This window comes from Ignisphaera sp., assembly GCA_038735125.1.
In the GTDB taxonomy this organism is placed as follows: Archaea; Thermoproteota; Thermoprotei_A; order Sulfolobales; family Ignisphaeraceae; genus Ignisphaera.
The window spans coordinates 189,205-213,280 of sequence record JAVYNU010000001.1 but is presented as its reverse complement, the minus strand read 5'-3'; the positions used below and the strand labels follow the sequence as shown (position 1 = coordinate 213,280).

The following is a 24,076-nucleotide window of genomic DNA, read 5'->3' as shown; positions in this document are numbered from 1 at the left end:
GAATGTATTGCCTAATCTAGGTTTTAGAATAGATAGTGTGAGGGCAGAGAGATACAGTTTAGAGCCTGTTCCACAGCTAAACATAAACATGAATATAATGTTTGGGAAGCCAGAGAAAAGAGACAATAACTACATGTTTGGCTTTGTGATAAAAATCGATTGCAACCCTCCAGTAGCATCCATAGATTTGAAGGGAGTTGTAATGGTCTCGCCTATAAATGCTGACGAGGCTAAAATGCTCAGCGAAGAGTTTCAGAAGGGCAGTATACCATACCCGCTGATAGCGGCCGTCTACAGCTATACCCTACCAATAATCTCGCTACTTTCGAGAGAAATGGGGTTGCCACCACCAGTACAGCCACCGCAACAACAGCAACAGACGCAGCAAAAAGCTGTAGATTATCACTTATAGCACATAGCTAATTATATAGAGCCATGCAAGCGCAATCAAAATTTGAAGTGTTGTTGTGATCAAGGCTATCTTGAGCCACTTTCCCCACGAAATCTTGATTTTTCTCTTTTCGGCTAGGGAAACAGCAATTATATTGGCTGTGGATCCCACGGGTGTGTAGTTTCCTCCGAAAACACCTCCAAAAAGTAATGCGAAGTATATTGAACTATTGACAAGTCCTATGCTATTGAAGGTCATTGCTATAGGTGTAAAAGCTACTATGACAGACAGATTATCAAGTATAGAGCTGAGTAGACTTGATGAAAACAGCATTATGGATAAAAGCGCTATTGGGGCAGTGCTTAAACGTGAGAAAGCATAGGCGAGCTTGGCCATCACACCAGTGTATGTAAGCATGTAGCCAAACATAAACAGGAATATGAAGAAGAGTAGAGAAGGCCATTCGACAGACCTTTCAACAAACTTTGAAACTTCACTTAATGGGATAGCAGTTATCAAGGTTACTACTATGTATATATACGGAATAAAGGATAGAAAGGCATGTGGTTCGATATATGTCTTGAAAATGTTTGTCAAGGCCTCAACAATAAAATCGTTTAAAGCAACTGTTAATATAAATAGACTTAGTATTATCAAACCTAGAAGAACCCTCTTAGGCATGTGATTCGCAACATTGTTGCTACTCAACTCTATTCTATGGCGTGTTATATAAGCCTCTATTCTATGTTTCGATTTCTCCAATCTCTTTCTCAATTCCCTCACTATAGATTTTTCGACAAGCATTATAGCTATTAACAGCACCACAAGATCTATGATGGCAAGCGGAAAAGAATTTCTGATGAATTGTGTGACACTCATATCTGTTCTGAATAGGAGGTAAACACCAATAGGATTGCCTATAGGTAGTGCAACACTGCCTGTGTTTGTAGCCAATACAGATAGTATTATTAGTGGTGTGACATCTAGATGGATTATCGCACCTATTTCAAGTATAAGCATGGTAACATATATTATGCTTGTTACCTCACCTAAAACAGCAGATAGAATGAATGCCATAAGCGAGATTAGAACCAATAAAATAACAGTGTTGCTCCTAGAGACCTCCACAATCCTTAGAGCCAAGTATCGAAAGACTCCAAGCTCTCTTAAAATTCCGCTTAGAACCATAGACCCAATCAAAAACAGTATGAGATCCCATGAAACAGCGTTTATTAGGTACTGCGGCGGGACTATACCAAGAATTAGCAGGGGCATGGCCGCAAGTATGGCCGCTCCTGTTCGCCACTCCATACTGATAACAGTCAATGCTATCACTAAAAAGAATAGAGCTAAGGTTAAACTCTGTGATATAATACTATGCATTGAGTTGAGCTCGTCTATACATAGAGCATCGTTAGATACATTCAAGTTTCTTTCGCTACACCATTCCTTAGCTATTTCAGAACCGATTTGATCATATCCTACATAAATAAAATACATAAGTGCAAAAGATGTTACGAGCAATGCTATTAACACGATAACAATCTTATACATTGTTCTCATATGCCATACCTGCACCGGTATAATGGTTTGGTATTCTGCTAGCTTTTGAAGAGTACAGCTAATAAGCTTATCAAAAATATATTTATAGGCATTAAAAGGGGCTTGTTTTGAGTTCATCGATGTTAGATGATTATAGAATTGTGCTTAGGGATATTATAATTGATGGTTTGAAGGAGAAGGGATACTCAAGTTTCACACCTCCCCAGATAGAGGCCTTGAAAACGGGGTTCCTAAGAGGAGGTAACATTGTTGTGTGTGCTCCTACGGCAAGCGGTAAGACGTTGATTGGCGAGATAGCTCTTGTGAATGCCTTTTTGAATGGTTTTAAAGGTATATATACAACGCCTTTGAAGGCCCTTGCTTACGAGAAATATAATGAGTTTTCCTTCTGGGAGAAATACGGTGCAAAAGTAGCTATATCGATGGGGGATTATGAGGTTACTGAAGAGGAGGTGAAGAGGCTTGGTCAATACAACATAATTGTCACGACATATGAGAGGCTAGACTCTATTTTGAGGAGGAGACCGCCTTGGATAAAGAATGTGGGTTTGATTGTCATTGACGAGCTTCATATGCTTGGTGATGAAAGTAGGGGGCATATAGTCGAGATGATAGCGACTAGGGCTAAGATCCTGGGTATTCAAGTGATAGGGCTTTCAGCAACTATTGGAAATCCTGAAGAGCTTGCATCATGGTTAAATGCCAAGCTGGTTAAATCATCTTGGAGACCAGTGAAGCTATATGAAGTGCCAACATACAAAACAAGTGATGGTTCTTTCATAATGTTTTTTCCAAGGGAATTGAACAGCAATGGATCTCCTGTGATTGTAGATGATGTTACGCGATATTGGATTGAGAGAGCCATTAAGGAGGGGTTCAACGTTTTAGAATTCAAGTACTCGAGGAAAGGTGTTGAAGAGTTGGCTGAACAATACAAGGATGTTGTATGCAGTTGCTTGAATAATGATGATAAGAAGAGGCTGGAATTGCTAGTCCAGGAAATGAGAACGGAACTTCCAGATTTTGAATATGAGAAGCTTGAGCATCTAATAAGATGTGGCGTTTCTTATCATCATGCTGGTTTAACTCCCGAGGCAAGGAGGGTTATTGAGAAAGCTTTTAGAGATAGGATAATTAAGTACCTATCCGCAACGCCAACACTTGCAATGGGGGTTAACCTACCAGCACGTGTTGTGATAATAAACTCCTATTACTATAGCGGGGGTGGGAGAGAGAAGATAAGTGTTTTAGAATACAAACAGCTTGCTGGGAGGGCTGGGAGGCCCCAGTACGACCCCTACGGAATTGTTATCGTGGCTAAGGATATTAGAAATGCTAGGGAGGCTGAGTACTACATAAGAAGCGTTCCAGAGCCTATAACCTCTACATTGCTAAGCGAATCGGCTTTGAGAAGACATGTCCTAGCTGTTATAGCCTCTGGAGAGGCCAGCACGTTGAATGACATAATGGTTTTCTTCTCCAATACCTTTGCCGCTATGAAGATGGGCAGGGATGTCCTCAGTAAGAAGATATCTAAGATTTTAGAGTTGTTAGAGGAGCTCAATATGGTTAGAAGCAGAAGGATTGCAAATACCAGCTTATATGAGGCAACCAAGTTAGGGACTGTGACCTCAATGCTCTATATAGACCCGTTAACAGCGGCAATAATAGTTGAGGGACTTAGAAGAGCTGAGAAGGTCTCAGAGCTTTACTACCTCTCGCTAATTGGTATGACACCAGACTTTAGCGACGTTAACGTTGGAAGGGGTGCAAGAAAAGCCTACTATGACTTGATAGAAAGCTATGCCATATCTAAGCAATTGCCTGATGAGGAGCTAGAGCAGATGTTTGCAGATCGTAAGATAGATTGGGTGAGGGGTGCTATGATAGGGCTTATACTGACTGATTGGGTGAATGAGGTTCCAGAAAGGAGGATAATCGAGAAATATGGTATAGAGGCAGGGGATCTAAGGGTAATTAAAGAAAATGGGGAGTGGCTAACATACTCAGCTGCTGTAATAGCGAACACACTTAATATGCAATCACACTCGAAAGAGCTTTTCAAGTTAGTTGAGAGGGTTGAACAGGGCGTAAAGGAAGATGCTCTAGAGCTTGTCAAAATACGATATGTTGGCAGGGTAAGGGCAAGGATCATGATAAACAATGGTATTAGAAATATTGAAGATGTTATAAATAAAGAGCATCTTGTGGTTAGGCTGTTTGGCGATGGATGGGGGAAGAAAATAGTTGAAGAAGCGAGGAAGATGAGAAATAGAGGTTAGAGAAATTCATAGACCAAAAATTTATAAGAGCAAATCCAAAACTGTTTGTTCCAAGCAATTACAATTACAATATTATGGTGATAAATCATGGCAAGATCAAAGGTATTGTTTGCCAAGGCACAGCTAGATAGACTTGATAAAGCAGCTTCACTGCCATATAGATTCATGAACTTGCTAGAGGCTAGCACACTAAAAAACATGATTCAACCAGGATACATAGTAGCTATAAAGATTCATGTAGGTGATATGGATCATGGCGGGTATAGAACAATTAGACCGATATTTGTGAGGATATTGGTTGACTATGTTAAAAAGCTTGGTGGAATACCATTCATTACAGATACGTGGGGATTAAAGCATATCTTAGTTGGTCTAGAGAATGGCTACAACTATGAGACTCTAGGAGCAATTGCATTGCCTGTTTCCGGTATAAAGGAAACAGATCTGATAAAGGTTCGTGTACCAAATCCTTTGAGGGTGCCAGAGATAGAGGTTGGCTCAGCTGTTTACTACGCAGATGTGCTGATAAACTTTGCACATTCGAAGGGGCATCCATCATCTGGTTACGGAGGAGCCATAAAGAATATTGCTATGGGGTGCACAGGTCCCAACACAAGATCGGCTATACACAATCTGGAGAAGGAGGATCAGATTGGCAGAGCATTCCAAGAAGGCTTAGCTGATGCAGTTCATGGAGTGGTCTTAAACAAACCGAACAAGGTTTTTCACATTAACTATGTGCTTGATGTCCAGCCAACATGTGATTGTGCACCTTGGTCCGATATCCCGATAGTCCCAGATATAGGGATATTAGCGTCAGAGGATATTGTGGCACTAGAGAAAGCAACACTCGATTTAATAAATAACGCTCCTGTTGTACCAGGATCAATAGGAGAGAAAGCTGGCTTAAAGCCGGGGGACAACAAATTCCTTGTGATACACGGCAAAGATCCGTACATCCAAGTAGAAGCTGCCTATAAAAAAGGCCTTGGAAACATAGAATACGAGATTGTTGAGGTATAGGCGGTTGCCAGGCTACAAGGTACAGGTAGACACATCAAAATGCATTGGGTGTGCCCAGTGTTATGCGGCATGCCCCAACAAGGTATTTGCAATCATAAACAAAAAATCTGTGCCTGTAAACCCAGATGCCTGTGTTGGATGTAGAGCATGTATAGTTAAATGCCCGACAAACGCCATTACCATTGTTCCTCGTGATATATATGCACATTATGCAAGGTTCTACAAGAGCACATAAAACTATTTGATAATATTAGCTATAATTTAAAAAACAGGATCTTGAGAAGAGGTGAGGATAATTCAAGTTTTTCTCCTGATTTTCCTGGGCTTTAAGCTTAGTGCAATCTTCTTTTTCAACAAATCCTCAAAATCTTGATCAGCATCCTTATAATCCTGACCAGCATCATCTCCCTCTATAAGCAGTTTCTTCTCAATAGCAAATTCATATAAATATCTATGGTCTATATCCCTTAGGGATATAATATCGTTGTCTACACCCCTTAGCCTAAGCCACTCCACAAATTGTTCAAGCATGTTGTTAGCAAGTATAATATCTATTAATTCTTCACGTGTTAGTTCTTTAGAAGACATTTTCTCACAGAAATGTATAACCTTTCTAAAAATATATACTTTTATTCTAATCAAAACTGATATGGTGATAAGCTTTTAAATTGCGGCAAATACTATTGGTTAGAAAGTTGATTGAAGGGATCTTAGATTGCATATATAGATGTAATTGGAAGGCTAAAAAAGAGGGTGCTAGAATCTCAAAACTATAGATATGAGGAGGCTGGAGAGCCTTACAGAATGCATCTAAATGAGTGTTTATATAATCCTCCTGAACACATTATAAAAGCTGTTATGTCTACATTAAGTCAATGTAATTACTATCCAAATTTACACATGTTTAATCGGTTTAGGCTCTTGCTAGCAGAGTACAATAAAGTAAGCATTGACAATGTGTATCCATTTCTAGGTGCCGATAACGCTTTGAGAACGCTTTTCATGGCTCTTGCAGACCCTGGCGACACAATACTTTCTGTTAAGCCCACCTTCAGTATGATAGAGGTTTATGCCAGGTTTATGGGTCTAGACATGGTGACAGTACCTCTGCAGGAAAATGATGATGAATGGACAGTCGACATGAATCTTCTAATTGAACTGGCAAAGAATGCACACCTGGTTGTGCTTGTGGATCCAAACAATCCAACTGGAAGCGCTATTATAAAAGGGGATAGAAAAATCCTAGAGGCTATAGCACTAAACACAAAGGGTTTTGTAATAGTTGATGAGACATACTATGAGTTTAGCGGATATAGTGTAGCTAGATATGTAAACGAGTATCCAAATGTTATTGTTGTGCGAAGCATGAGCAAAGCATTTTGCCTAGCTGGCTTCAGGCTAGGCTATATAATAGCAGACAAGAGTGTTATAGATAGTGTTACAAAGGTTTTAACACCATTCGACATACCAACACCGTCTCTTGCAGCTGGCATAGCAGCTCTCGAGAATTTGGATTACCACTTAAAAATAATTGAGAAGATTAAGCAGCTTCGAGATTACTTGTATTCGGAGTTGAAGAGCATGGGCTTCAAGGTTTATAGAAGCTATGCAAACTTCCTGCTAATAAGGGATGATAGAAGGCTTGATAGCCATCTAAAAAAGTTTGGCATAGCAATTAAGAGGATTGCACAAGACCTATACAGAGTTAGCATAGGAAACGAAGACTCGGTTAAACTCTTCATAGAGTCGCTGAGGGAGCTTGCATGAGAATAGCCATTCCAAATAAGGGAAGGCTACAGCAACCTGCAATTGAATTGCTTAATGCCGCAGGAATCAAATTGTTGTCAGCTGATGAAAGGGCGTTGATTGTGCCAACGAATTGGAAGAACGTTGAGATTATAATGGTGAGACCAGAGGACATTCCATACATTATCGAGGGTGGCGGAGCCTCAATAGGTATAACAGGGCATGACTATGTTGTTGAAAGTGGTGTTGAAGTTGATGAGGTTTTAGAGTTAGATTTTGGAAAAGCAAAGATAGTGTTTGCGGTTCCACGGAGCTGGGGTGTGGAGAGTGTGGAGGATATTGTTAAAAGTGGTAGAGAAATTAGAATAGCGACAAAATACTATAACATTGCATTAAGATATGCAAATTCAAAGAATTTGAAAGCTAGGATAGTTAAAATAAGTGGTGCGGCAGAGGTTATGCCATATCTTGGAGCTGCTGATGCTGTTATAGATGTTATGAGTACTGGCACCACATTGAGAATACATGGTTTGGAGCCTATAGATGTTGTTCTAGAGACTCAGGCGGTTGTTATTGCTAGGAGAGACTGGAAGTCAAGTAAAGATGCCGATATGATTAAACTCGTTGTAACATTGTTCAGAGGGGTTATAGAGGGTAAGAACAAGAAGATGCTATTCATGAACGTTCCTGATGAGAGCTTGGACAAGGTTTTGAGGGTCTTGCCTGCAATGCTTGCACCAGCTGTTACGCGGTTGAGCAAGGGTAATGTGTGGGAGGTTATAACTGTTGTTAACGAGGATGAGATTCCAGAGGTTGTGTCAAAGGTGCTAGATCTTGGTGCTAGGGATATAGTGGTAGTAGACATTGAAAAGGTGATTAGATGATAGTCATGCCAAGCATTGATTTGAGTGGTGGTAGTGCTGTTAAAAGAGTTAGAGGTGTTAGGGGAACTGGTCTCTTTCTTGGAGATCCATTAAAAATCGCTACTAAGCTGTATGAAGCGGGCTATGAATATCTGCATGTTGTTGATCTCGATGCAGCAGAAGGTGCGGGCTCTAATGAACCTATTGTAAAGGGGTTATGTGGCATAGGTTTTAAGTGGATTCAGGTTGGAGGTGGTGTAAGGTCTGTAGATAAAGCATCAACTCTTTTGTCGTATGGGGCTTCAGCTGTGGTTGTGTCAACAATTTTCTTTACCGCTAGAAAAGAATTTGAAAGAATACTAGAGGCTGTGGGAGGAGATAAAGTGATTATAGCCTTGGATTATGACAACAGCTATATCGTGAGAATAGGTGGATGGAGTAGAGAGGCTATGAAGCTAGGTGATGCATTGAACGAGATCAGGAATTATGATGTTAGAGGAGTTTTATTTACATACATAGAGAATGAGGGTAGTGAAAAAGGTGTTGATATGAGGCTAGGAGAATTTGTAGGCTATGTGAAGGGGTTAAAGGAATATGCAGGTGGTGTTTCAACGATACACGATCTACAGACTCTGAAGAGTTTTGGCATAGACTATACCATTGTTGGTATGGCCTTGTATAATGGCAGGTTATGGGGTGTGAAAGTTGTCTAGAGAGTGTAGAGAGTATAGAGAAACCAGAGAGACTAAAATAGCTGTTGAGTTTAATCTAGATGAACCAGGAGATATTGAGATTTCAACACCTATACCATTCTTCAACCATATGCTTGAAACAATGTTCCTCTACATGAACTCTAGAGCAAAGGTTTATGCCGAGGAAAAGAAGAGTGTTGACGATCATCACATTGTAGAGGACTCTGCAATTGTAATTGGGGGTGCGCTAGAAAAGTGCTTAGGTGATAGAGTGGGTATAAAGAGGTTTTCCCACCAGATCGTGCCAATGGATGACGCACTAGTTCTTATAGCTGTTGACATCTCTGGTAGGGGTGGGGCATTTATAGATCTAAGCTTCTCGAGAGAGGCTATAGGCGGGCTTTCCCTTGAGAATGTTCAGCACTTTATAGATTCGCTAGCTAAGAGGGCTGGTATAACAATTCATGTTGTCAAGCTAAGGGGTTTCAATGATCATCACGTCGTTGAAGCCGTTTTCAAAGGTCTTGGAATGGCGTTATATGACTCGACAAGAATTGTTGGGTCTGGTGTAAGGAGTTTGAAGGGTGTTTTAAGGTGATTAAGAGGATAATTCCATGTCTAGATGTTAAAAATGGTAGAGTTGTTAAAGGAGTTAACTTCGTCAATCTAAGAGATAAGGGCGATCCTGTAGAGCTTGCTGCTAGATATGAGGAGGAGGGTGCAGACGAAATAGTCTTCTTAGATATTTCAGCTTCTCTCGAGAATAGAGCAACGCTGTTTAGAGTTGTTAGAGACACGGCAAGCGTGGTATCCATACCATTGACAGTTGGAGGAGGCATAAGATCGCTTGACGACATTTCAAGTGCTCTCTCAAGCGGTGCCGATAAGGTGAGTATCAATACAGCTGCTGTTGAAAACCCGGATTTGATTAAAGTGGCTAGTGATGAGTTCGGTTCTCAGTCGATTGTTGTAGCAATAGATGCGAAAAAGATTGGGGGCAGATATATAGTTTTTGTGAAGTCAGCTACCGTTGATACTGGTCTAGATGCGATAGAATGGGCTAAGACTGTGGAGAGGCTTGGAGCAGGCGAAATACTCTTAACAAGTATAGACAGGGATGGAACTCGTATCGGCTATGAAATAGAGTTGACTAGGAGGGTTTCAGAAGCCGTCTCAATACCTGTCATAGCTAGTGGTGGGGCTGGGAGCATGGAGCACTTCTACGAGGTTTTAACAGCAGGCAAAGCTGATGCAGCTTTAGCCGCTGGCGTTTTTCACGATGGTGTTATAAGGATTATGGATCTTAAGAGATATCTCTATGAGAGAGGTGTTGAGGTGAGAATATGACAGTTGTACACGGTCTCCCACAGCAAAACCAGTACAGTATTAGTAGTGTGCTGAACTACGTTAAACAGATAATTGATGATGTTAGGAACAGAGGTGATAAAGCATTAATAGAATATACGAAGAGGTTTGACGGTATAGATATCGATACTGTAGAGCTTACCCCCAGTCTTAGAAGCAAATGTCTAGAGGAACTTAAAAATGATGTCAGAAGAGCCATAGACACATTATATGATCTCCTCATGCGTTTCTATCAAGAGTTTAAGCCAAAAGATTTCCAAATACAATTAAGCGGGGTTAGAATGGGTATTATATGGAAGCCAATTGAAAGCATTGGTGTATATGTGCCAGGCGGGAGAAAGTCATATCCATCAACGCTTCTGATGGCTGGTGTTCCGGCAAAGGTGGCAGGGGTAAGTAGAATAGCGGTGGCGTCGCCACCAAATAAAACCGGCTGTATAGATCCTGCAACTATATATGTGTCTCAGCTGATAGGTGTAGAGAATATATACAGGGTTGGTGGTGCACAAATAATAGCGGCATTAGCATATGGTACAGAAAGTGTGAGGAAGGTCGATAAAATTGTTGGCCCTGGAAACATATATGTACAAGCCGCAAAAGCTCTTGTTAGAGACGTTGTCGAGATTGATGGTGTTGAGGGGCCAACAGAACTTGTTGTCATTGCCGATGAGTCCGCAGACCCGAAGTTGGTTGCCATGGATATGGCAGCTCAGGCAGAACATGGTATGGATAGTCCAGTTGTTCTATTGACAACCTCGAGTAGGGTTGCCCAAGCTGTTGAGGAGCTGGTCAGAGATCTTAAAGGCAGCTTCTACATATACGTTGCCAACTCAATTGATGAAGCTATGAAAATAGCTAACGAGTTTGCTCCAGAACATCTATCAATCCATGTAAGAGACGCTGACAAGCTTCTAAATAGAATTCGAAATGCCGGGGCAGTCTCATACAACTACTCACCACCAGCCCTAATAGATTATATTGGGCCAAACCACATTCTGCCGACAAATAAATGGGCAAGGGTTAGAGGAGCTCTAACAGTTTACGACTTTCTAAAGCCAGTTGCAGTTCTATTCGATGATAGGGAGATTGATAAGAATGTTTTAGAGGCTGTTGAAACATTAGCTAGATATGAGGGCTTTGAACTGCATGCAAAAAGTGTTGTGATGAGGCATGTGCGAAACATTTGAAAGGCTATATAAGATTGTGCTAGATAGGTTAGAGAAGAGGCCTGTGGGAAGCTACACAGTCGAGCTTGCATCTAAGGGCAGGGGATATGTGGCTAGAAAACTTGGTGAAGAGGCTGTGGAGGTTGTAGTAGCATCTTTATATGAGGATAGAAAGAGGTTGGTAGAGGAGTTGGCTGACTTGGTCTACCATATGATGGTGCTTATGGCTGTAAACAATGTCTCTCTAGAAGATGTTTGTGCAGAACTTGAGAAGAGGATGAAGAAATGAAGGCTCTTGTTATTAATTACGGTGTTGGAAATCTCTATAGCATTTCCAATGCATTGAGGAGAACAGGATTCGAGGTATTTGTGGATGTAGAGCCCAGAAGAAATGTTGATCTAATTGTTTTTCCAGGTGTTGGAAACTTCAAAGCTGTTTCAAGGTATATCATAAAATATTCAGATGTTCTAAACGATATGAAGAAAAGCGGCATGGCATTTCTTGGCATATGCATAGGTATGCAGATAATGTTTGAATATAGCATGGAGGGTGGGGTGCCTAGCAAAGGTCTCGGATGGTTCAGAGGCTATGTAGATAGGGTTCCCACAAAACTAAAGTTGCCTCGTATTGGGTGGGACAAGATCAGGTTTGTTGGAAATGATAAATGTAGATTATTCCAAGGTGTTGACGGTAAATACATGTATTTCATGCATAGCTATATGGCTCACACTAATGAAGTTGATAGCATATGCTTTATAAGTGAGTATGGCGATGTCAAAATCCCGTCAATGCTACTTAAAGATAGGGTAATAGCTGTTCAGTTCCATCCAGAGAAAAGCCATTTAAACGGGGCTGAGTTTCTCAAAACAGTGTTTAACTGGTTGAGAACGTGAGGCTCAGCACCGAAGAGGCGGAAAAGATAGCTAGCAGGCTGAGGTTTAGACACGAGGACAATACTGTAGTAGCTGTTATACAGGATTACAAAACAAAGGAGGTGTTGTCGGTAGGCTTCATGAATAAAGAGGCTTTGATAAAAACACTTACAACAGGCTATCTCCACCTATGGTCAACCTCTAGAAAAAAGCTTTGGCTGAAAGGGGAGACCAGCGGAAACCTCCAGATTGTTGTTGACGTCAAAGTTGATTGTGATGAAGATGCGGTACTAGTATTGGTGAAGCCGATGGGACCCATGTGCCATACAGGCAATTTTAGTTGTTTCTATAGGAGATACAATGAGATTCTTTGAATGGTTTAAAGCCTCGAAATAACAGCTTCTGTAAATTCTGCTGTTGTTGCACTACCTCCAAGATCGGGTGTGAGGATTTTTCCATCAGCTAATGTAGCTTCAATTGCTTTTTCGAGGGCCTTTCCAGCCTCTACATAGCTCCTACTATTGCTCCTTTCCCCAAGCCATTTAAGCATCCACGCAGCAGATAACATCATTGCAGTTGGGTTTGCGATTCCCTTGCCAGCTATATCGAATGCCGCGCCATGTATTGGCTCGAACATAGCTTTTTCGTCTCCTATGTTAGCAGATGCTGCAAGGCCGATGCTGCCAGATACATATGCAGCTAAATCGCTTAGGATATCCCCATATAGATTTGTTGTTACAATTACATCGAATCTCTCAGGTTTTCTAACAATATCCATTACAGCTGCATCAATATACATCTCATCTATTTCAATATCCGGAAACTCCCTTCTTCCAACGTCATAAACAGTTGACTTGAACAAGCCATCTGTAACCGTTAAAACATTTGCTTTATGGACAACAGTAACTTTCTTTCTCCTACCCTTGGCTATTTCAAATGCCTTTCTAGCAATTCTCTGAGAGGCTTTTCGACTTATAACACGAATGGCTATAGAGACATCTTCTGGTAATACATACTCGGCTCTTACGTAAACGTCTTCTGTATTTTCCCTAACTATAACAAGATCTATATTTGGTTTCAAAGCCTTTACACCGGGTAGAGCCTTCGAAGGTCTTATATTGGCGTAGAGATCCAAACCTCTTCTAATCTTGACAACAACATCGCCTGCAGACTCTCCTACAGGACCCTTTAAAATGGCGTCACAACCCTTTATTGTTTTCCAAGACTCTTCCGGAACAGCAACCCCATACTTTCTAACAGCGTTATCTCCTGCCTCAACCTTTACAAACTCTATTTCAAGTCTGTATTTGGCAACAAGTTTTGCCAAGACCTTGAAAGTAGCATCGATTATCTCAGGACCTATACCATCTCCCTCTATAACCGCTACCCTAAACACTTGTTAAACCCCATACTCCTCTTTTACAAGCTTTATCACTGTATCCCAGGAGATTTTAACTCCTTGGTCTGCCAAACTCTTCACCCTATCCAAGATCCTTTTGACAGCATCTTCTCTAGGCTCTAAACCCATTTGCTTGATGACATATTCTATCGCATGTCTCCCACTATGCTTGCCTATAACAATTCTCCTCTCAGCACCAACAGCAGAGGGGTCTATAGGCTCATATGTTAGAGGGTGGCTTAAAACGCCATGAACATGAATTCCCGACTCGTGTGCAAACGCGTTTGCCCCTACAATGGCTTTGTTTGGCGGTATAACCAATCCAAAGTGATTAGCCACGATCTTTGCTACCTTATTTATTTTACTGAAGTCTATTCTAAGCTTGTAGCCATATAGAAATGCTAATGCAGATGCCACCTCTTCTAATGCAGCATTTCCAGCTCTTTCACCTACTCCAAGCATTGTGACGTGGACCTGGTCAGCCCCATTTTCAATGGCTGTCACACTGTTTGCAACAGCCATACCAAAATCGTCATGACAGTGGACACTCAGTATATAGTTTCCCTTGACATTAGATCTGATGTATGATACTAGAAACGCCATATAACTTGGATACGCAACGCCAACTGTGTCTGCAATGTCTATTCTATCCGCTCCAGCATCAACAACAGCTTGAAACACCTTCGCCAAGAACTGTACATCGGACCTGGTCGCATCTTCAGCACTAAACTCTACTACCAGTCCATGACTCTTAGCATATTCAACAGCTGAAACAGCTCTCTCGATAACCTGGTCAGGGGTCATCTTAAGCTTGTATCTCATATGGAGATCAGAGGTGGCAATGAATGTGTGAACAGCCGGAGCCTCAGCCTCTATGACCTTATCTATATCCTGCTTATTTGCTCTTGCAAGTGCTATAACCTCAGAGCCTCTAACTTCTTTAGCTATCATCTTTACCGCTTTGAACTCTCCTTCGCTAGTAATTGGAAAGCCTGCCTCTATCGAATCCACACCCAACTCATTTAGAGCCAAAGCTATTTCAATTTTTTGATGTACTGTCAGAGAAATTCCAGGCATCTGCTCTCCGTCTCTCAATGTGGTGTCTAGCAGTCTAACAACTCTATTTTCAGCTCTTTTTCGGATGTAGTCTAAACTGTTTTGAGTTGGAGCAATAAGCACACCTCCCAATATTTCTATTTAGCTATAATAAAAGAGGAATGAGAGGGTATATAAGCTATTATGCACCATTAAACCTGTTTAAGTAGCTAAAAGATTTAAAAACCTGCTCATACAAAAATAGCTAGATACACAATTTGCGTGAGGTGAAGGTGATGGAACTCCAAGTCAGCTGAGTGGAGAAAAGACTTATGAAAAATATTATAAAAACGCAGAATTCCAAGTAAGCATGTTAACAGTAGGACAAGGCTCAATCAAGATTCTAATAAGGTGATTTCTATGAAGGGTTCAAAGCTTCTAGCTGAGACTCTGAAGAGAGAGGGAGTAAAGGTAATCTTTGGAATACCAGGACTATCCAATATGGCATTCTATGATGCATTGGTAGAGTATGTGGCCAACAATGACATAAGAGTTATTCTTATGAGGCATGAGCAGGGGGCAGCGCATGCAGCAGATGGGTTTGCAAGAGCATCTGGAAGACCAGGATTTTGTACAGCAACATCGGGTCCAGGTGCGTTAAATCTTGTAACAGGTCTTGCAACAGCATATTGGGATAATTCACCAGTTATTGCAATTACTGGTCAAGTACCTCGATCAGCTTTGGGTAAGCTATCGTTTCAAGAGGCTGATATACCAGGTGTTGTAGCCAATATAACGAAGTTTGTTGTTCAAGTGAGAAACGCTGAGGATATACCTAAATGGGTTAGAAACGCCATCCGTATAGCGTTAACCGGAAGATCAGGTCCTGTTGTCGTGGATATTCCAAGAGATCTATTTAATGAAGAGGTTGATGAAAATAAAATAGAATGGTTCGATGGCACATCGTTTAACGGCTATAGAGAGTTTCCAGAGGTTATAGACCCTGAAAAGGTTAAAAAAGCGGCGAGGCTATTGATCGAAGCTGAAAGACCTTTAATGCTTGTTGGGGCAGGGGCCGTTTGGTCACCTGCAACAGAGGAGATAATCGCTTTGGCTGAAATGCTTAGAATGCCCATAGTCTCAACGTTGCTAGGCAAATCAGCTATACCCAATGACTACCCACTGTACATAGGTATGATGGGCTATTACGGAAGGGCGGAAGCAAATAAAGCGTTTATGGATGCTGATGTGGTTCTGGTTGTTGGTGCTAGGTTAAGCGACAGAACCATTCCGAATATCAGAGATGTTATAGACACTAAAAAGAAGTTGATACTGATCAACATCGACCCTACAGACATCTACAAGCTATCTTCCTATCTACCTGTAGAATCATATATTGTAGCCGATGTTAGAAAGGGTCTAAGAGAACTCATAAAAGCTGTGAGCATGTTGGGCTCCCAAAAAGATAGAAGTGAATGGCTGAGAAAGGTTATAGAATACAAAGAGTACTACTCGCAGATATACTATCGTGATGATGGAAAGGGTTTGAAGCCATGGAAGATAATGAAGACAATTAGAAACATTTTGCCTAGAGACGCCATAGTCACAACAGGTGTGGGCTCTCATCAGATGTGGGCCGGGGTCTTCTGGGAAGTATTTGAACCGAGAACATTCTTAACATCTGGCGGGATGGGTACAATGGGATTCGGCTTACCAGCAGCCATCGGTGCTAAGGTTGCTAGGCCGGATAAAATTGTTGTTGACCTAGATGGAGATGGCTCGTTCTTAATGACGATGAACAATCTTGGCACAGCTGTCGACGAAAACATACCCGTAATAGCTGTTGTGTTCGATAATAGAACGCTTGGCTTAGTTAGACAAGTTCAAGACCTCTTCTTCAATAAGAGGATAATAGCTGTGGACATAGGGCCTGCAACAGATTTTGTAAAGCTTGCACAAGGCTTTGGAGCGCTAGGCTTTGATGCCCAGTCATATGAAGATCTTGAGATAGCTTTGAAAAATGCTATTAGAGAGAATATGCCTGCGGTTATCAGGGTTCCTGTTCAAAGGGACGAAAAAGCTCTTCCAACACTTCCTCCAGGTGGTAGCTTCAGAGAGATGATAGTCAATGAGCCAGGGGGAAGCGACTAGACAACTAATTAAAATAGTTGGGTATTACGTGGATGCAAGCCTCATAGAAAGGGTCGTAGCGAATCTTAGAAAGCTTCTCATAGATATCGACTGGATCTATGGGCGGAGAATAAATGAGGAGGGCCTCTATGAGATCTATCTCATGGTTAGAAAGAACCCCAATCTCTATGCAGCTATTCTAAATCTTAGCAAGACTGTTGGAATTGAAAAGGTTGTTGTATTTGATGGAGAGTATGATGAGAGAAAGCTTGATGAAGATAATAAAACTTTTATTGTTTACGTTCCAAAATCTGGAAAAGTCAAAGAATATTCGTGGGGTGTTGTAAATGGCTAAAATGTATCGAGATGAAAATGTTGATATAAGCTATGTGAAAAACAAGAAAATTGCTATACTTGGCTATGGGAGTCAGGGGAGGGCATGGGCACTCAACTTAAGGGATTCTGGACTTGATGTTGTCGTCGGTTTGGAGAGGCAGGGTGAGAGCTGGAAGAAGGCTGAGGAAGATGGGTTCAAACCTATACATACAAGGGATGCTGTCAAAGATGCCGATATTATAGTGTTTCTAGTTCCCGACATGGTTCAGAAGAGTCTTTGGCTCAACAGTGTAAAGCCGTATATGAAGAAGTCTGCTGACATGGTCTTTGCTCACGGGTTTAACATACACTATAAACTGATTGAGCCGCCCAAAGACTCTGATGTCTACATGATTGCTCCGAAAGCCCCTGGGCCAATGGTTAGAAAAGCTTTCGAATCAGGCTATGGAGTTCCAGCTCTTGTAGCCGTATATCAAGATGTTAGCGGATACGCTATGAAAAAAGCCCTAGCTATTGCAAAAGGACTTGGATGTACGAGAGCAGGTGTAATTGAGACGACGTTTGCCGAGGAGACAGAAACAGATCTCTTTGGGGAGCAGGTCATCCTCGTTGGAGGCATCACAGAGCTCATAAAAGCTTCGTTCGAGACTCTAGTCAAAAACGGCTATCAACCTGAGGTAGCATATTTTGAAGTTTTAAACGAGTTGAAACTGATAGTCGATCTAATTTATGAAGGTGGTCTAGTCCACATGCTGAAGGCTGTTTCCGATACTGCAAAGTATGGTGGGATAACTGTTGGCAAAATGGTTATAGACGACCATGTGAAGGCAAATATGGTAAAGGCTCTTGAGAGGATAAAGAATGGGGAGTTTGCAAAGGAATGGATAGAAGAATACGAAAGGGGTATGCCAACAGTTCGCAGAGAACTTGAAGAACTGAGAAACAGTTTAATTGAAAGAGTTGGGGATGAGATAAGAAAAATGATCTTTAAAAAAGTTTAAAAGCCCCTAACATAATATCATACTATTTAAACACTTAAAAAACGTAAAATTTTGTATGGTGAGCGTGGGTGAATGGTGGTTTAGAAATCCGAGGTTGAGGTACTAGATACAACACTCAGAGATGGTGCTCAAGCAGCAGGTGTATCTATTTCGCTAGAAGATAAGATAAGAATTGCTTTAGCCCTTGATGACCTAGGCTTTGACTATATAGAGGGTGGGTGGCCAGGCTCCAATCCAAAGGATGAGGAGTTCTTCAAAGAGATAAAAAAATATGGATTGAGAAACTCTAGAATAGCAGCTTTTGGCAGTACACGTAGAAAGGATGTTCCTGTTTCGCAAGATAAGAGTGTTGAGGCTATAATAAAAGCCGATGTCGATACAGCCGTCATTTTTGGCAAGTCATGGACTCTTCATGTGTTTGAGGTTCTGAGGGCTAGTAAGGAAGAGAATCTGGATATGATTTACGATACTATAGACTATCTGAAGAGACATGGAATAGAGGTTATATTTGATGCTGAACACTTTTTCCAGGGGTTCAAAGAGGATCCAGAATATGCAATGAGCGTGCTTAAGGTAGCTGAAGAAGCTGGTGCTAGGGTGTTAGTCCTTGCCGATACCAATGGGGGTATGATGCCGTGGGATGTCTACGACATTGTAAAGCATGTTATTAGAAATGTGAAAACTGTTGTCGGTGTTCATATGCACAACGATTCGGGGTGCGCTGTTGCAAATACGCTGATAGCTGTATACGCTGGTGCTAGACATGTTCAAGGCACTATCAACGGCATTGGAGAGAGGACAGGTAATGCAGATCTGATCCAGATAATCCCATCTATTCGATATAAGCTGGGTCTACACATACTTAAAAATGATGATAGCCTGAAGAGGCTTAGAGAGCTCTCTCAGCTTGTCTATAGAATAACTGGCATTTCTCCCAATCCATATCAGCCCTATGTAGGGGAGTTCGCATTTGCACATAAAGCTGGGGTCCACGTTGACGCTGTTTTGAAGAACCCGAGAGCATATGAGCACATAGATCCTGGGCTTGTGGGCAACACAAGAAAATTTATTGTTTCAGAGCTTAGTGGGGCCGCCAACATTGTTGCTCTCCTTAAGGAATTTGGAATAGAGGTTGACAAGAGGGATGAACGGATAAAGAGGATTATCACAAGGATCAAAGACCTTGAAAAGCAGGGCTACACATTCGATAAGGCATCGGCATCAGCACTTCTAATAGCTCTTAAAGAGCTTGGCTATAAAAGCGATGGTATTAACAAAATCAGTTGGACAATATTCTCAAGCTCTGCTGGAACCTCGATAGGCATAGCTGATGTTGATAATGTTGTGGGTAAGGCTGTTGATGTGGATCCTGTGAAAGCTCTGGTTAGCGCGTTATTCGATGTGTTGAAGAGGATTTATGCCATAGATGATGAGCTTAGGATGAATATGGAGATCATGCTTATCCAAGACAAAATGTTTAGAGTTACAATAAACTTTAGCAACAGTCTATACACATGGTCTACCCAAGCACTTTCACTAAACATATTCGACGCTATTGCAAAAGCATTTATAGACGGTATAGAATACTATAGTGTTTTAAAGACCATAAAACATGGTAAGCCGTGGTCAGGTGGGACTGGCCATGAGAAGTAGGATAACTGTTGAAGGCATTGAAAGAACGCCACATAGATGTTTATACAAGGCTCTTGGGCTAACAGACGAGGAGCTTTCCAAACCTATCATAGGCATTGCAAACTCTTGGAATGAGGTGATACCGGGCCACAAGCACTTGAGGGAGATAGCAGAAGCTGTAAAAACTGGTGTTAGGATCGCTGGTGGAACACCCCTGGAATTCAATACTATTGGACTTTGTGACGGTATTGCAATGGGACATGAAGGTATGAAGTATTCTCTCCCATCCAGAGAACTTATAGCCGATTCTGTTGAGATTATGGCAAAGGCTTACCAATTCGATGGCCTTGTCTTGATAGCTTCATGCGACAAGATCATACCTGGTATGCTAATGGCTGCAGCCAGACTTGACATACCGGCTATATTCATTTCCGGAGGCCCTATGCTTGCTGGAAGATATAGGGGTAGAGATGTTGATTTGCATGATGTATTTGAAGCTGTTGGCTCTTATAAAAGCGGTAAAATCTCGTATAACGATCTTATCGAGTTGGAGAATGTTGCATGTCCTGGGGTAGGATCTTGTGCTGGAATGTTCACGGCAAATACTTTGAATATTCTCTCAGAGGCTATGGGAATATCTCTACCAGGGAACGGAACAGCACCCGCTGTTTCGGCAGAGAGAATTAGAATAGCTAAATATACTGGGATGATGATTGTAGAGCTGGTCAAGAGAGGGGTAACAGCGAGGAGGATATTGACTAGAGAGGCATTCTTAGACGCTATAGTAGTTGACATGGCTCTCGGAGGCTCAACAAACACTGTGTTGCATTTAATGGCCATAGCGAATGAGGCAGGGGTTGAGCTATCTTTAGAGGACTTTGATGAGATTAGCGAGAAAACACCAACAATTGCCAAGCTAAGTCCTGCAGGGCCATATCATGTACAAGATCTTCACGAGGCTGGGGGAGTTCCAGTAGTTATGAAGGAGCTTTCCAAGAAGGGTCTCATACACCTAGATAGATTAACAGTTTCCTTAAAAACGGTTAGAGAAATAATAGCATCCGCCATCAACAGAAGAGAAGATGTTGTGAGACCTGTTGAGAATCCGTATATGAGTAGAGGAGGGATAATGATATTGAAGGGCAGTTTAGCGCCGAAGGGTGCTGTGATAAAGATCTCTGCAGTGCCAGAAGATCTTTACCTCTTTGAAGGTACTGCAAAGGTGTTTAACTGTGAAGAGGATGCTGTTAAAGCTATATTGAATGGTGATATATCTAAAGGAGATGTTGTTGTGATCAGATATGAGGGTCCAAAGGGAGGGCCTGGAATGAGAGAAATGCTAACAGCAACATCTGTACTTGTTGGAATGGGCCTCGACAGGGATGTAGCTCTCGTTACTGATGGAAGATTCTCTGGCGCTACAAGAGGTATTGCAGTCGGACATGTGTCTCCAGAAGCAGCTGAGGGTGGGCCCATAGGAGTTGTTGAGAATGGGGATAGAATAAGAATTGATTTGAAGAACAAGAGAATAGATTTATTGATAACAGAGGATGAGCTTAGAGAAAGACTATCCAGATTTAGACCCATAGAGAAGAAGCTTAGTGGCTACCTATCAAGATATTCAATGCTTGTAACCTCGGCAAATACAGGTGCTATATTCAAATACTGAACCCGGTTATAGACTCGTAGAATAAAAGAAGATTTTTTGTCGCCGTTGGCAGAAGCTCATACACTTCTCTTGTATGTAAATCGAATAGATATATCTTGTATATTGGTGAGATAAAGTCTAGGTCTTTTACATTCGGCACTTCATCATATAGACCATATTTGGTTAGAATCCTATTGACAGCATCTTTTGTCGGGGAATCTATTACCTCCGACGGTATCATGGGTACAAGACCAATCGGATATGCAAATGCTGCAAATGCTATTCTATTCCTCGATATCTTAATAATTTTTCTGATATGCGAAGAGATTATTGATTTACTCCACTCACCAATACTATCTAGGGGTAGTGTATAATACATTATTTCTATGCATATGTCAACAGAGTCTTTCTTGGCATAAACATCGCACTTCATATCACCTACAGTAGACTCTATGTCACATGAGAAACCCTTTTCAACAAGATATTTGCATAGCAGAATCTCGGCCAGTAGATGGGTTAGAGAAACTCCCTTATCTCTAAGCATCCTCATAGCCTTTGCAACATAGGCACTCTCAGGCGGTATTCCAAGTTTTGATGCATAGCGCAATAAAATCGATAGAGAGTCGCTGACAATGTCCTGATAGTTCATAGAGTAGGCATCAGCCTCAAAGCACTGATCAAGAGGTTTTACACAGTAGTCTATCAGTTTTTAAACCTATGTCTATTTGTCTATAGAGTGTGTGGCTAATGAAAATAGCTATAATATATTCGCTCAGCGATTTAGCAGCTATCGGTATAGTAGAGAAGCTTATTGAAAATGCTATGTGTACCGATCTTGGTAGAGGGGTATATGGAGCCAAAGTGTCTAAGCAATGTGTTTTAGGCAATGTTGAAGCTCTTTTCCTAGGCTTCAATGATGAGATAGTATACCTAAATAGTCTAGAGAGTCTAAAAGGCTTCGACATGTTTATTGCTCCATCACGTCATCAATCGGAGGCCAGGATCCCAAGTCTGACTGTCCATGTGACGGGAAACCCCTGGAGGAGAAGCGATTTTGGCGGTGAGCCAATGACGCTATCGCTTTCCAACCCAGTTCTAATGTGGCTTATACTACAAGACCTCTACAAAGCTAAGAACAGCCACAACACACTCTCAAAGTTCTCGGTAAGCTATGAGGTTACACACCATGGTCCAACAGTTAGAGGCACACCAATAACGTTTGTTGAGATTGGCAGTAGCGAGAATGAATGGAGAGATGTTGTGGCGCAGGAGATTGTTGCAAAAGCTATTGGAAATAATATTAAGGTGTTCTATTCCTTAAAGGATAAGCCTCCATGTAGAATAGCCATAGGATTTGGAGGCTCTCACTATGCACCACTATTCACCAGAAGAGCGTTGGAAAAAGGCGAGTGTTATGGGCATATGATTCCAAATTATGCTATAAAGGAGCTTAGTGTAGAAGACTTGAAACTCGTTGCGGAAATGGCTATTGAGATGACGCCTAATGCACAGCTTGTTGTTATCGAGAAGATGAGGAGTGAGATGAAGAACGCCATCATAGCTGCTGCCAAGAGCCATGGTCTAGAATACGTTGTTGTGTAGCGTTTAGAGCTCGAGCACTAGGTTATCACCTGTTTTAGGCACCTCAAAATCTATTCCAGTAGCCTCCTTTATTCTATAGCCAAGTGTGTAAGCAGAGTCTTCTCCTCCATGTACCAGAACAACCTTCTTCAAGTTCTTGATGCTCTTGACAATCTCAACTAGATTAGATGACCCAGCATGGCTTGAGAAATCAAACCAGAAAACCTTTGCCTTTACCCTCGGACCCCCATCCTCGAGAACACCTTCCGTCAAAAGTTTTCTGCCAGGTGTTTGTGGTGCTTGGTAGCTAACAAGAATTATGGCGTTCTTCGGATTGCTGTAAAGCCTCTTAACATAGTATTGTGCCGGGCCACCCTTTAGCATCCCCGCTGGCGTCACAATTATGCTGCCATTCTCTTTGCATATCTGCTTCCTCATATCAGAACCTTTAACAGCTGTGAATATTCTCATAGCTTTTTCTAGGAGTTGATACTGATTCACATACTCTTTGAATTGCAGAAACAGCTCTAGAATATCTCTTGCCATCCCATCATAGTAAACATTTGAATGTGGCATCCTATCTGCAAGAATAGCCAGAATCTCTTGTGCTCTGCCAAGCGAGAATGCCGGTATGAGCACTATCCCACCATCTTCAACAACACTTTTCACAGTCTCTATGAATAGCTCCTCTACTCTGTCCCTAGAAGGATGGTCGTATAGACCATAAGTAGACTCCATGATAAGTAGATCAGCTTCTAAACCACTTAGCTGAGCACCTTTGGTCACTCTAGTGTCAATTGTATTAACATCTCCTGTATACAGCACCGAGCCCCCATCTTTGAACTCCACCCTAAACATTGCACTTCCAGGGATGTGACCAGCATTAAAGACCTTGACCAAGGCGCTGTCTATCTCTATGGTATCGCCATAGGAAACGCTTTTTATGTTGTTTATCATTGTATCTAGCTCCAGATACTCGAATGGCAAATAATATCCAGAGAGCCTAAGCATATCAGCAATCATTATTTTACTTAGTAGAGCTGTTAAAAGAGTTGAGTAGATAGCGGGAGTCGACGATACATAGAATATTGGTGCAGCACCAACATGGTCTAGGTGGGCATGCGAAATAAATATAGCCCTGATTTTATTTGGCTGTATGGGCAGGGGCATAACCGGCTTGTCATCCAAATCAAAGTTTATTCCATAGTCAAAGAGAAGATACTGATTGTCAGAATCTCTTTTAACAGCTATAGCAGCTCTACCAACCTCTCTACCACTCCCAAGTACCAGTAGCTCTAGCCTCATGATGTTCTTACCGCCATCACAGTAGATTTAGATGTGGCTAAAGCA

General features: G+C 41.6%; 24 protein-coding genes and 1 pseudogene. 19 read left to right on the top strand and 6 right to left on the bottom strand.

Features of this window, described 5'->3' with window-relative positions; all coding sequences use genetic code 11:
• The first annotated feature begins 7 nt into the window (after window positions 1–7).
• On the top strand, window positions 8–412 hold the full coding sequence (locus QW284_01215; protein ID MEM0338295.1) for a hypothetical protein: 405 nt from the start codon (window positions 8–10) through the stop codon (window positions 410–412).
• Here the strand turns inward: QW284_01215 and QW284_01210 are convergent.
• The gene (locus QW284_01210; GenBank protein ID MEM0338294.1) at window positions 407–1,954 is read right to left on the bottom strand and encodes an SLC13 family permease; all 1,548 of its coding nucleotides are present in this window, start codon (window positions 1,952–1,954) and stop codon (window positions 407–409) included. The two genes, QW284_01215 and QW284_01210, sit on opposite strands and share 6 nt — an antisense overlap.
• A 107-nt stretch (window positions 1,955–2,061) precedes the next feature.
• Here QW284_01210 and QW284_01205 point away from each other — a divergent pair, with 107 nt between their 5' ends.
• The 3 genes from QW284_01205 (at window position 2,062) to QW284_01195 (ending at window position 5,494) form a co-directional block, all read left to right on the top strand.
• On the top strand, window positions 2,062–4,236 hold the full coding sequence (locus QW284_01205; protein ID MEM0338293.1) for a DEAD/DEAH box helicase: 2,175 nt from the start codon (window positions 2,062–2,064) through the stop codon (window positions 4,234–4,236).
• An 87-nt stretch (window positions 4,237–4,323) separates the two neighbouring features.
• A complete protein-coding gene (locus QW284_01200) occupies window positions 4,324–5,259 on the top strand; it encodes a DUF362 domain-containing protein (protein MEM0338292.1) in 936 nt (311 codons plus the stop codon).
• A gap of 4 nt (window positions 5,260–5,263) precedes the next feature.
• Window positions 5,264–5,494: a 4Fe-4S binding protein gene (locus tag QW284_01195; protein MEM0338291.1), complete on the top strand. Its 231-nt coding sequence runs from the start codon at window positions 5,264–5,266 to the stop codon at window positions 5,492–5,494.
• A gap of 62 nt (window positions 5,495–5,556) precedes the next feature.
• Here the strand turns inward: QW284_01195 and QW284_01190 are convergent, their stop codons facing one another.
• Entirely contained in the window at window positions 5,557–5,847 is a 291-nt protein-coding gene (locus tag QW284_01190; protein ID MEM0338290.1) for a hypothetical protein, read from the bottom strand.
• A gap of 165 nt (window positions 5,848–6,012) precedes the next feature.
• Here QW284_01190 and QW284_01185 point away from each other — a divergent pair, with 165 nt between their 5' ends.
• Genes QW284_01185 through hisI form a run of 9 tightly spaced genes read left to right on the top strand, consistent with a single transcriptional unit; the run spans window position 6,013 to window position 12,338 of the window.
• On the top strand, window positions 6,013–7,026 hold the full coding sequence (locus QW284_01185; protein ID MEM0338289.1) for an aminotransferase class I/II-fold pyridoxal phosphate-dependent enzyme: 1,014 nt from the start codon (window positions 6,013–6,015) through the stop codon (window positions 7,024–7,026).
• Window positions 7,023–7,889, top strand: coding sequence for an ATP phosphoribosyltransferase (gene hisG, locus QW284_01180; protein ID MEM0338288.1), 867 nt, complete (start codon window positions 7,023–7,025; stop codon window positions 7,887–7,889). Before QW284_01185 ends, hisG begins: the two co-directional genes overlap by 4 nt.
• Window positions 7,886–8,581, top strand: coding sequence for a 1-(5-phosphoribosyl)-5-((5-phosphoribosylamino)methylideneamino)imidazole-4-carboxamide isomerase (hisA, locus tag QW284_01175; GenBank protein ID MEM0338287.1), 696 nt, complete (start codon window positions 7,886–7,888; stop codon window positions 8,579–8,581). Before hisG ends, hisA begins: the two co-directional genes overlap by 4 nt.
• Complete coding sequence (hisBd, locus tag QW284_01170; protein MEM0338286.1) at window positions 8,574–9,158, top strand: imidazoleglycerol-phosphate dehydratase; 585 nt, start codon at window positions 8,574–8,576, stop codon at window positions 9,156–9,158. Before hisA ends, hisBd begins: the two co-directional genes overlap by 8 nt.
• Window positions 9,155–9,907 (top strand): imidazole glycerol phosphate synthase subunit HisF, encoded by a 753-nt coding sequence (gene hisF, locus QW284_01165; protein ID MEM0338285.1) that lies wholly within the window; start codon window positions 9,155–9,157, stop codon window positions 9,905–9,907. The genes hisBd and hisF overlap by 4 nt, the downstream gene beginning before the upstream one ends.
• Window positions 9,904–11,112 carry a histidinol dehydrogenase gene (hisD, locus tag QW284_01160; GenBank protein MEM0338284.1) on the top strand — a complete coding sequence of 403 codons (1,209 nt, stop codon included), beginning with the start codon at window positions 9,904–9,906 and terminating at the stop codon, window positions 11,110–11,112. The genes hisF and hisD overlap by 4 nt, the downstream gene beginning before the upstream one ends.
• Window positions 11,096–11,380 (top strand): phosphoribosyl-ATP diphosphatase, encoded by a 285-nt coding sequence (gene hisE, locus QW284_01155; protein MEM0338283.1) that lies wholly within the window; start codon window positions 11,096–11,098, stop codon window positions 11,378–11,380. Before hisD ends, hisE begins: the two co-directional genes overlap by 17 nt.
• Window positions 11,377–11,985, top strand: coding sequence for an imidazole glycerol phosphate synthase subunit HisH (gene hisH, locus QW284_01150; protein ID MEM0338282.1), 609 nt, complete (start codon window positions 11,377–11,379; stop codon window positions 11,983–11,985). Before hisE ends, hisH begins: the two co-directional genes overlap by 4 nt.
• Window positions 11,982–12,338: a phosphoribosyl-AMP cyclohydrolase gene (hisI, locus tag QW284_01145; GenBank protein MEM0338281.1), complete on the top strand. Its 357-nt coding sequence runs from the start codon at window positions 11,982–11,984 to the stop codon at window positions 12,336–12,338. The genes hisH and hisI overlap by 4 nt, the downstream gene beginning before the upstream one ends.
• Window positions 12,339–12,343: 5 nt before the next feature.
• Here the strand turns inward: hisI and QW284_01140 are convergent, their stop codons facing one another.
• Together QW284_01140 and QW284_01135 are read right to left on the bottom strand one after the other, a co-directional pair.
• The gene (locus tag QW284_01140; GenBank protein ID MEM0338280.1) at window positions 12,344–13,360 is read right to left on the bottom strand and encodes an isocitrate/isopropylmalate dehydrogenase family protein; all 1,017 of its coding nucleotides are present in this window, start codon (window positions 13,358–13,360) and stop codon (window positions 12,344–12,346) included.
• A gap of 3 nt (window positions 13,361–13,363) precedes the next feature.
• Complete coding sequence (locus tag QW284_01135) at window positions 13,364–14,542, bottom strand: 2-isopropylmalate synthase (GenBank protein MEM0338279.1); 1,179 nt, start codon at window positions 14,540–14,542, stop codon at window positions 13,364–13,366.
• A gap of 276 nt (window positions 14,543–14,818) precedes the next feature.
• Here QW284_01135 and QW284_01130 point away from each other — a divergent pair, with 276 nt between their 5' ends.
• The 5 genes and pseudogenes from QW284_01130 to ilvD all read left to right on the top strand — a co-directional run bounded on the left by QW284_01130 (window position 14,819) and on the right by ilvD (window position 21,166).
• The gene (locus QW284_01130; protein ID MEM0338278.1) at window positions 14,819–16,549 is read left to right on the top strand and encodes an acetolactate synthase large subunit; all 1,731 of its coding nucleotides are present in this window, start codon (window positions 14,819–14,821) and stop codon (window positions 16,547–16,549) included.
• Complete coding sequence (locus QW284_01125; protein ID MEM0338277.1) at window positions 16,527–16,883, top strand: hypothetical protein; 357 nt, start codon at window positions 16,527–16,529, stop codon at window positions 16,881–16,883. Before QW284_01130 ends, QW284_01125 begins: the two co-directional genes overlap by 23 nt.
• Window positions 16,876–17,865 carry a ketol-acid reductoisomerase gene (gene ilvC / locus QW284_01120; GenBank protein MEM0338276.1) on the top strand — a complete coding sequence of 330 codons (990 nt, stop codon included), beginning with the start codon at window positions 16,876–16,878 and terminating at the stop codon, window positions 17,863–17,865. Before QW284_01125 ends, ilvC begins: the two co-directional genes overlap by 8 nt.
• Before the next feature lie 105 nt (window positions 17,866–17,970).
• Window positions 17,971–19,518 (top strand): annotated as a pseudogene (gene cimA / locus QW284_01115) (citramalate synthase).
• Entirely contained in the window at window positions 19,508–21,166 is a 1,659-nt protein-coding gene (gene ilvD / locus QW284_01110; protein ID MEM0338275.1) for a dihydroxy-acid dehydratase, read from the top strand. The pseudogene cimA and the gene ilvD overlap by 11 nt, the downstream one beginning before the upstream one ends.
• Here ilvD and QW284_01105 read toward each other — a convergent pair.
• The gene (locus tag QW284_01105; protein ID MEM0338274.1) at window positions 21,156–21,794 is read right to left on the bottom strand and encodes a hypothetical protein; all 639 of its coding nucleotides are present in this window, start codon (window positions 21,792–21,794) and stop codon (window positions 21,156–21,158) included. The genes ilvD and QW284_01105 overlap by 11 nt on opposite strands.
• 98 nt (window positions 21,795–21,892) lie before the next feature.
• On the opposite strand from QW284_01105, the gene QW284_01100 reads away from it, so the two are divergent.
• Window positions 21,893–22,747: a D-aminoacyl-tRNA deacylase gene (locus QW284_01100; protein ID MEM0338273.1), complete on the top strand. Its 855-nt coding sequence runs from the start codon at window positions 21,893–21,895 to the stop codon at window positions 22,745–22,747.
• A gap of 3 nt (window positions 22,748–22,750) precedes the next feature.
• Here the strand turns inward: QW284_01100 and QW284_01095 are convergent, their stop codons facing one another.
• Complete coding sequence (locus tag QW284_01095; GenBank protein ID MEM0338272.1) at window positions 22,751–24,031, bottom strand: MBL fold metallo-hydrolase; 1,281 nt, start codon at window positions 24,029–24,031, stop codon at window positions 22,751–22,753.
• Window positions 24,032–24,076 lie beyond the last annotated feature (45 nt).

Bases quoted from the DNA above. Each gene is read 5' to 3' on its own strand.
- QW284_01210 (MEM0338294.1), bottom strand. From the start codon at position 1,954: ATGAGAACAATGTATAAGATTGTTATCGTGTTAATAGCATTGCTCGTA.
- QW284_01200 (MEM0338292.1), top strand. From the start codon at position 4,324: ATGGCAAGATCAAAGGTATTGTTTGCCAAGGCACAGCTAGATAGACTT.
- QW284_01190 (MEM0338290.1), bottom strand. From the start codon at position 5,847: ATGTCTTCTAAAGAACTAACACGTGAAGAATTAATAGATATTATACTT.
- hisG (MEM0338288.1), top strand. From the start codon at position 7,023: ATGAGAATAGCCATTCCAAATAAGGGAAGGCTACAGCAACCTGCAATT.
- hisA (MEM0338287.1), top strand. From the start codon at position 7,886: ATGATAGTCATGCCAAGCATTGATTTGAGTGGTGGTAGTGCTGTTAAA.
- hisD (MEM0338284.1), top strand. From the start codon at position 9,904: ATGACAGTTGTACACGGTCTCCCACAGCAAAACCAGTACAGTATTAGT.
- hisE (MEM0338283.1), top strand. From the start codon at position 11,096: ATGTGCGAAACATTTGAAAGGCTATATAAGATTGTGCTAGATAGGTTA.
- hisH (MEM0338282.1), top strand. From the start codon at position 11,377: ATGAAGGCTCTTGTTATTAATTACGGTGTTGGAAATCTCTATAGCATT.
- QW284_01130 (MEM0338278.1), top strand. From the start codon at position 14,819: ATGAAGGGTTCAAAGCTTCTAGCTGAGACTCTGAAGAGAGAGGGAGTA.
- QW284_01125 (MEM0338277.1), top strand. From the start codon at position 16,527: ATGAGCCAGGGGGAAGCGACTAGACAACTAATTAAAATAGTTGGGTAT.
- ilvC (MEM0338276.1), top strand. From the start codon at position 16,876: ATGGCTAAAATGTATCGAGATGAAAATGTTGATATAAGCTATGTGAAA.
- ilvD (MEM0338275.1), top strand. From the start codon at position 19,508: ATGAGAAGTAGGATAACTGTTGAAGGCATTGAAAGAACGCCACATAGA.
- QW284_01105 (MEM0338274.1), bottom strand. From the start codon at position 21,794: ATGAACTATCAGGACATTGTCAGCGACTCTCTATCGATTTTATTGCGC.
- QW284_01100 (MEM0338273.1), top strand. From the start codon at position 21,893: ATGAAAATAGCTATAATATATTCGCTCAGCGATTTAGCAGCTATCGGT.
- QW284_01095 (MEM0338272.1), bottom strand. From the start codon at position 24,031: ATGAGGCTAGAGCTACTGGTACTTGGGAGTGGTAGAGAGGTTGGTAGA.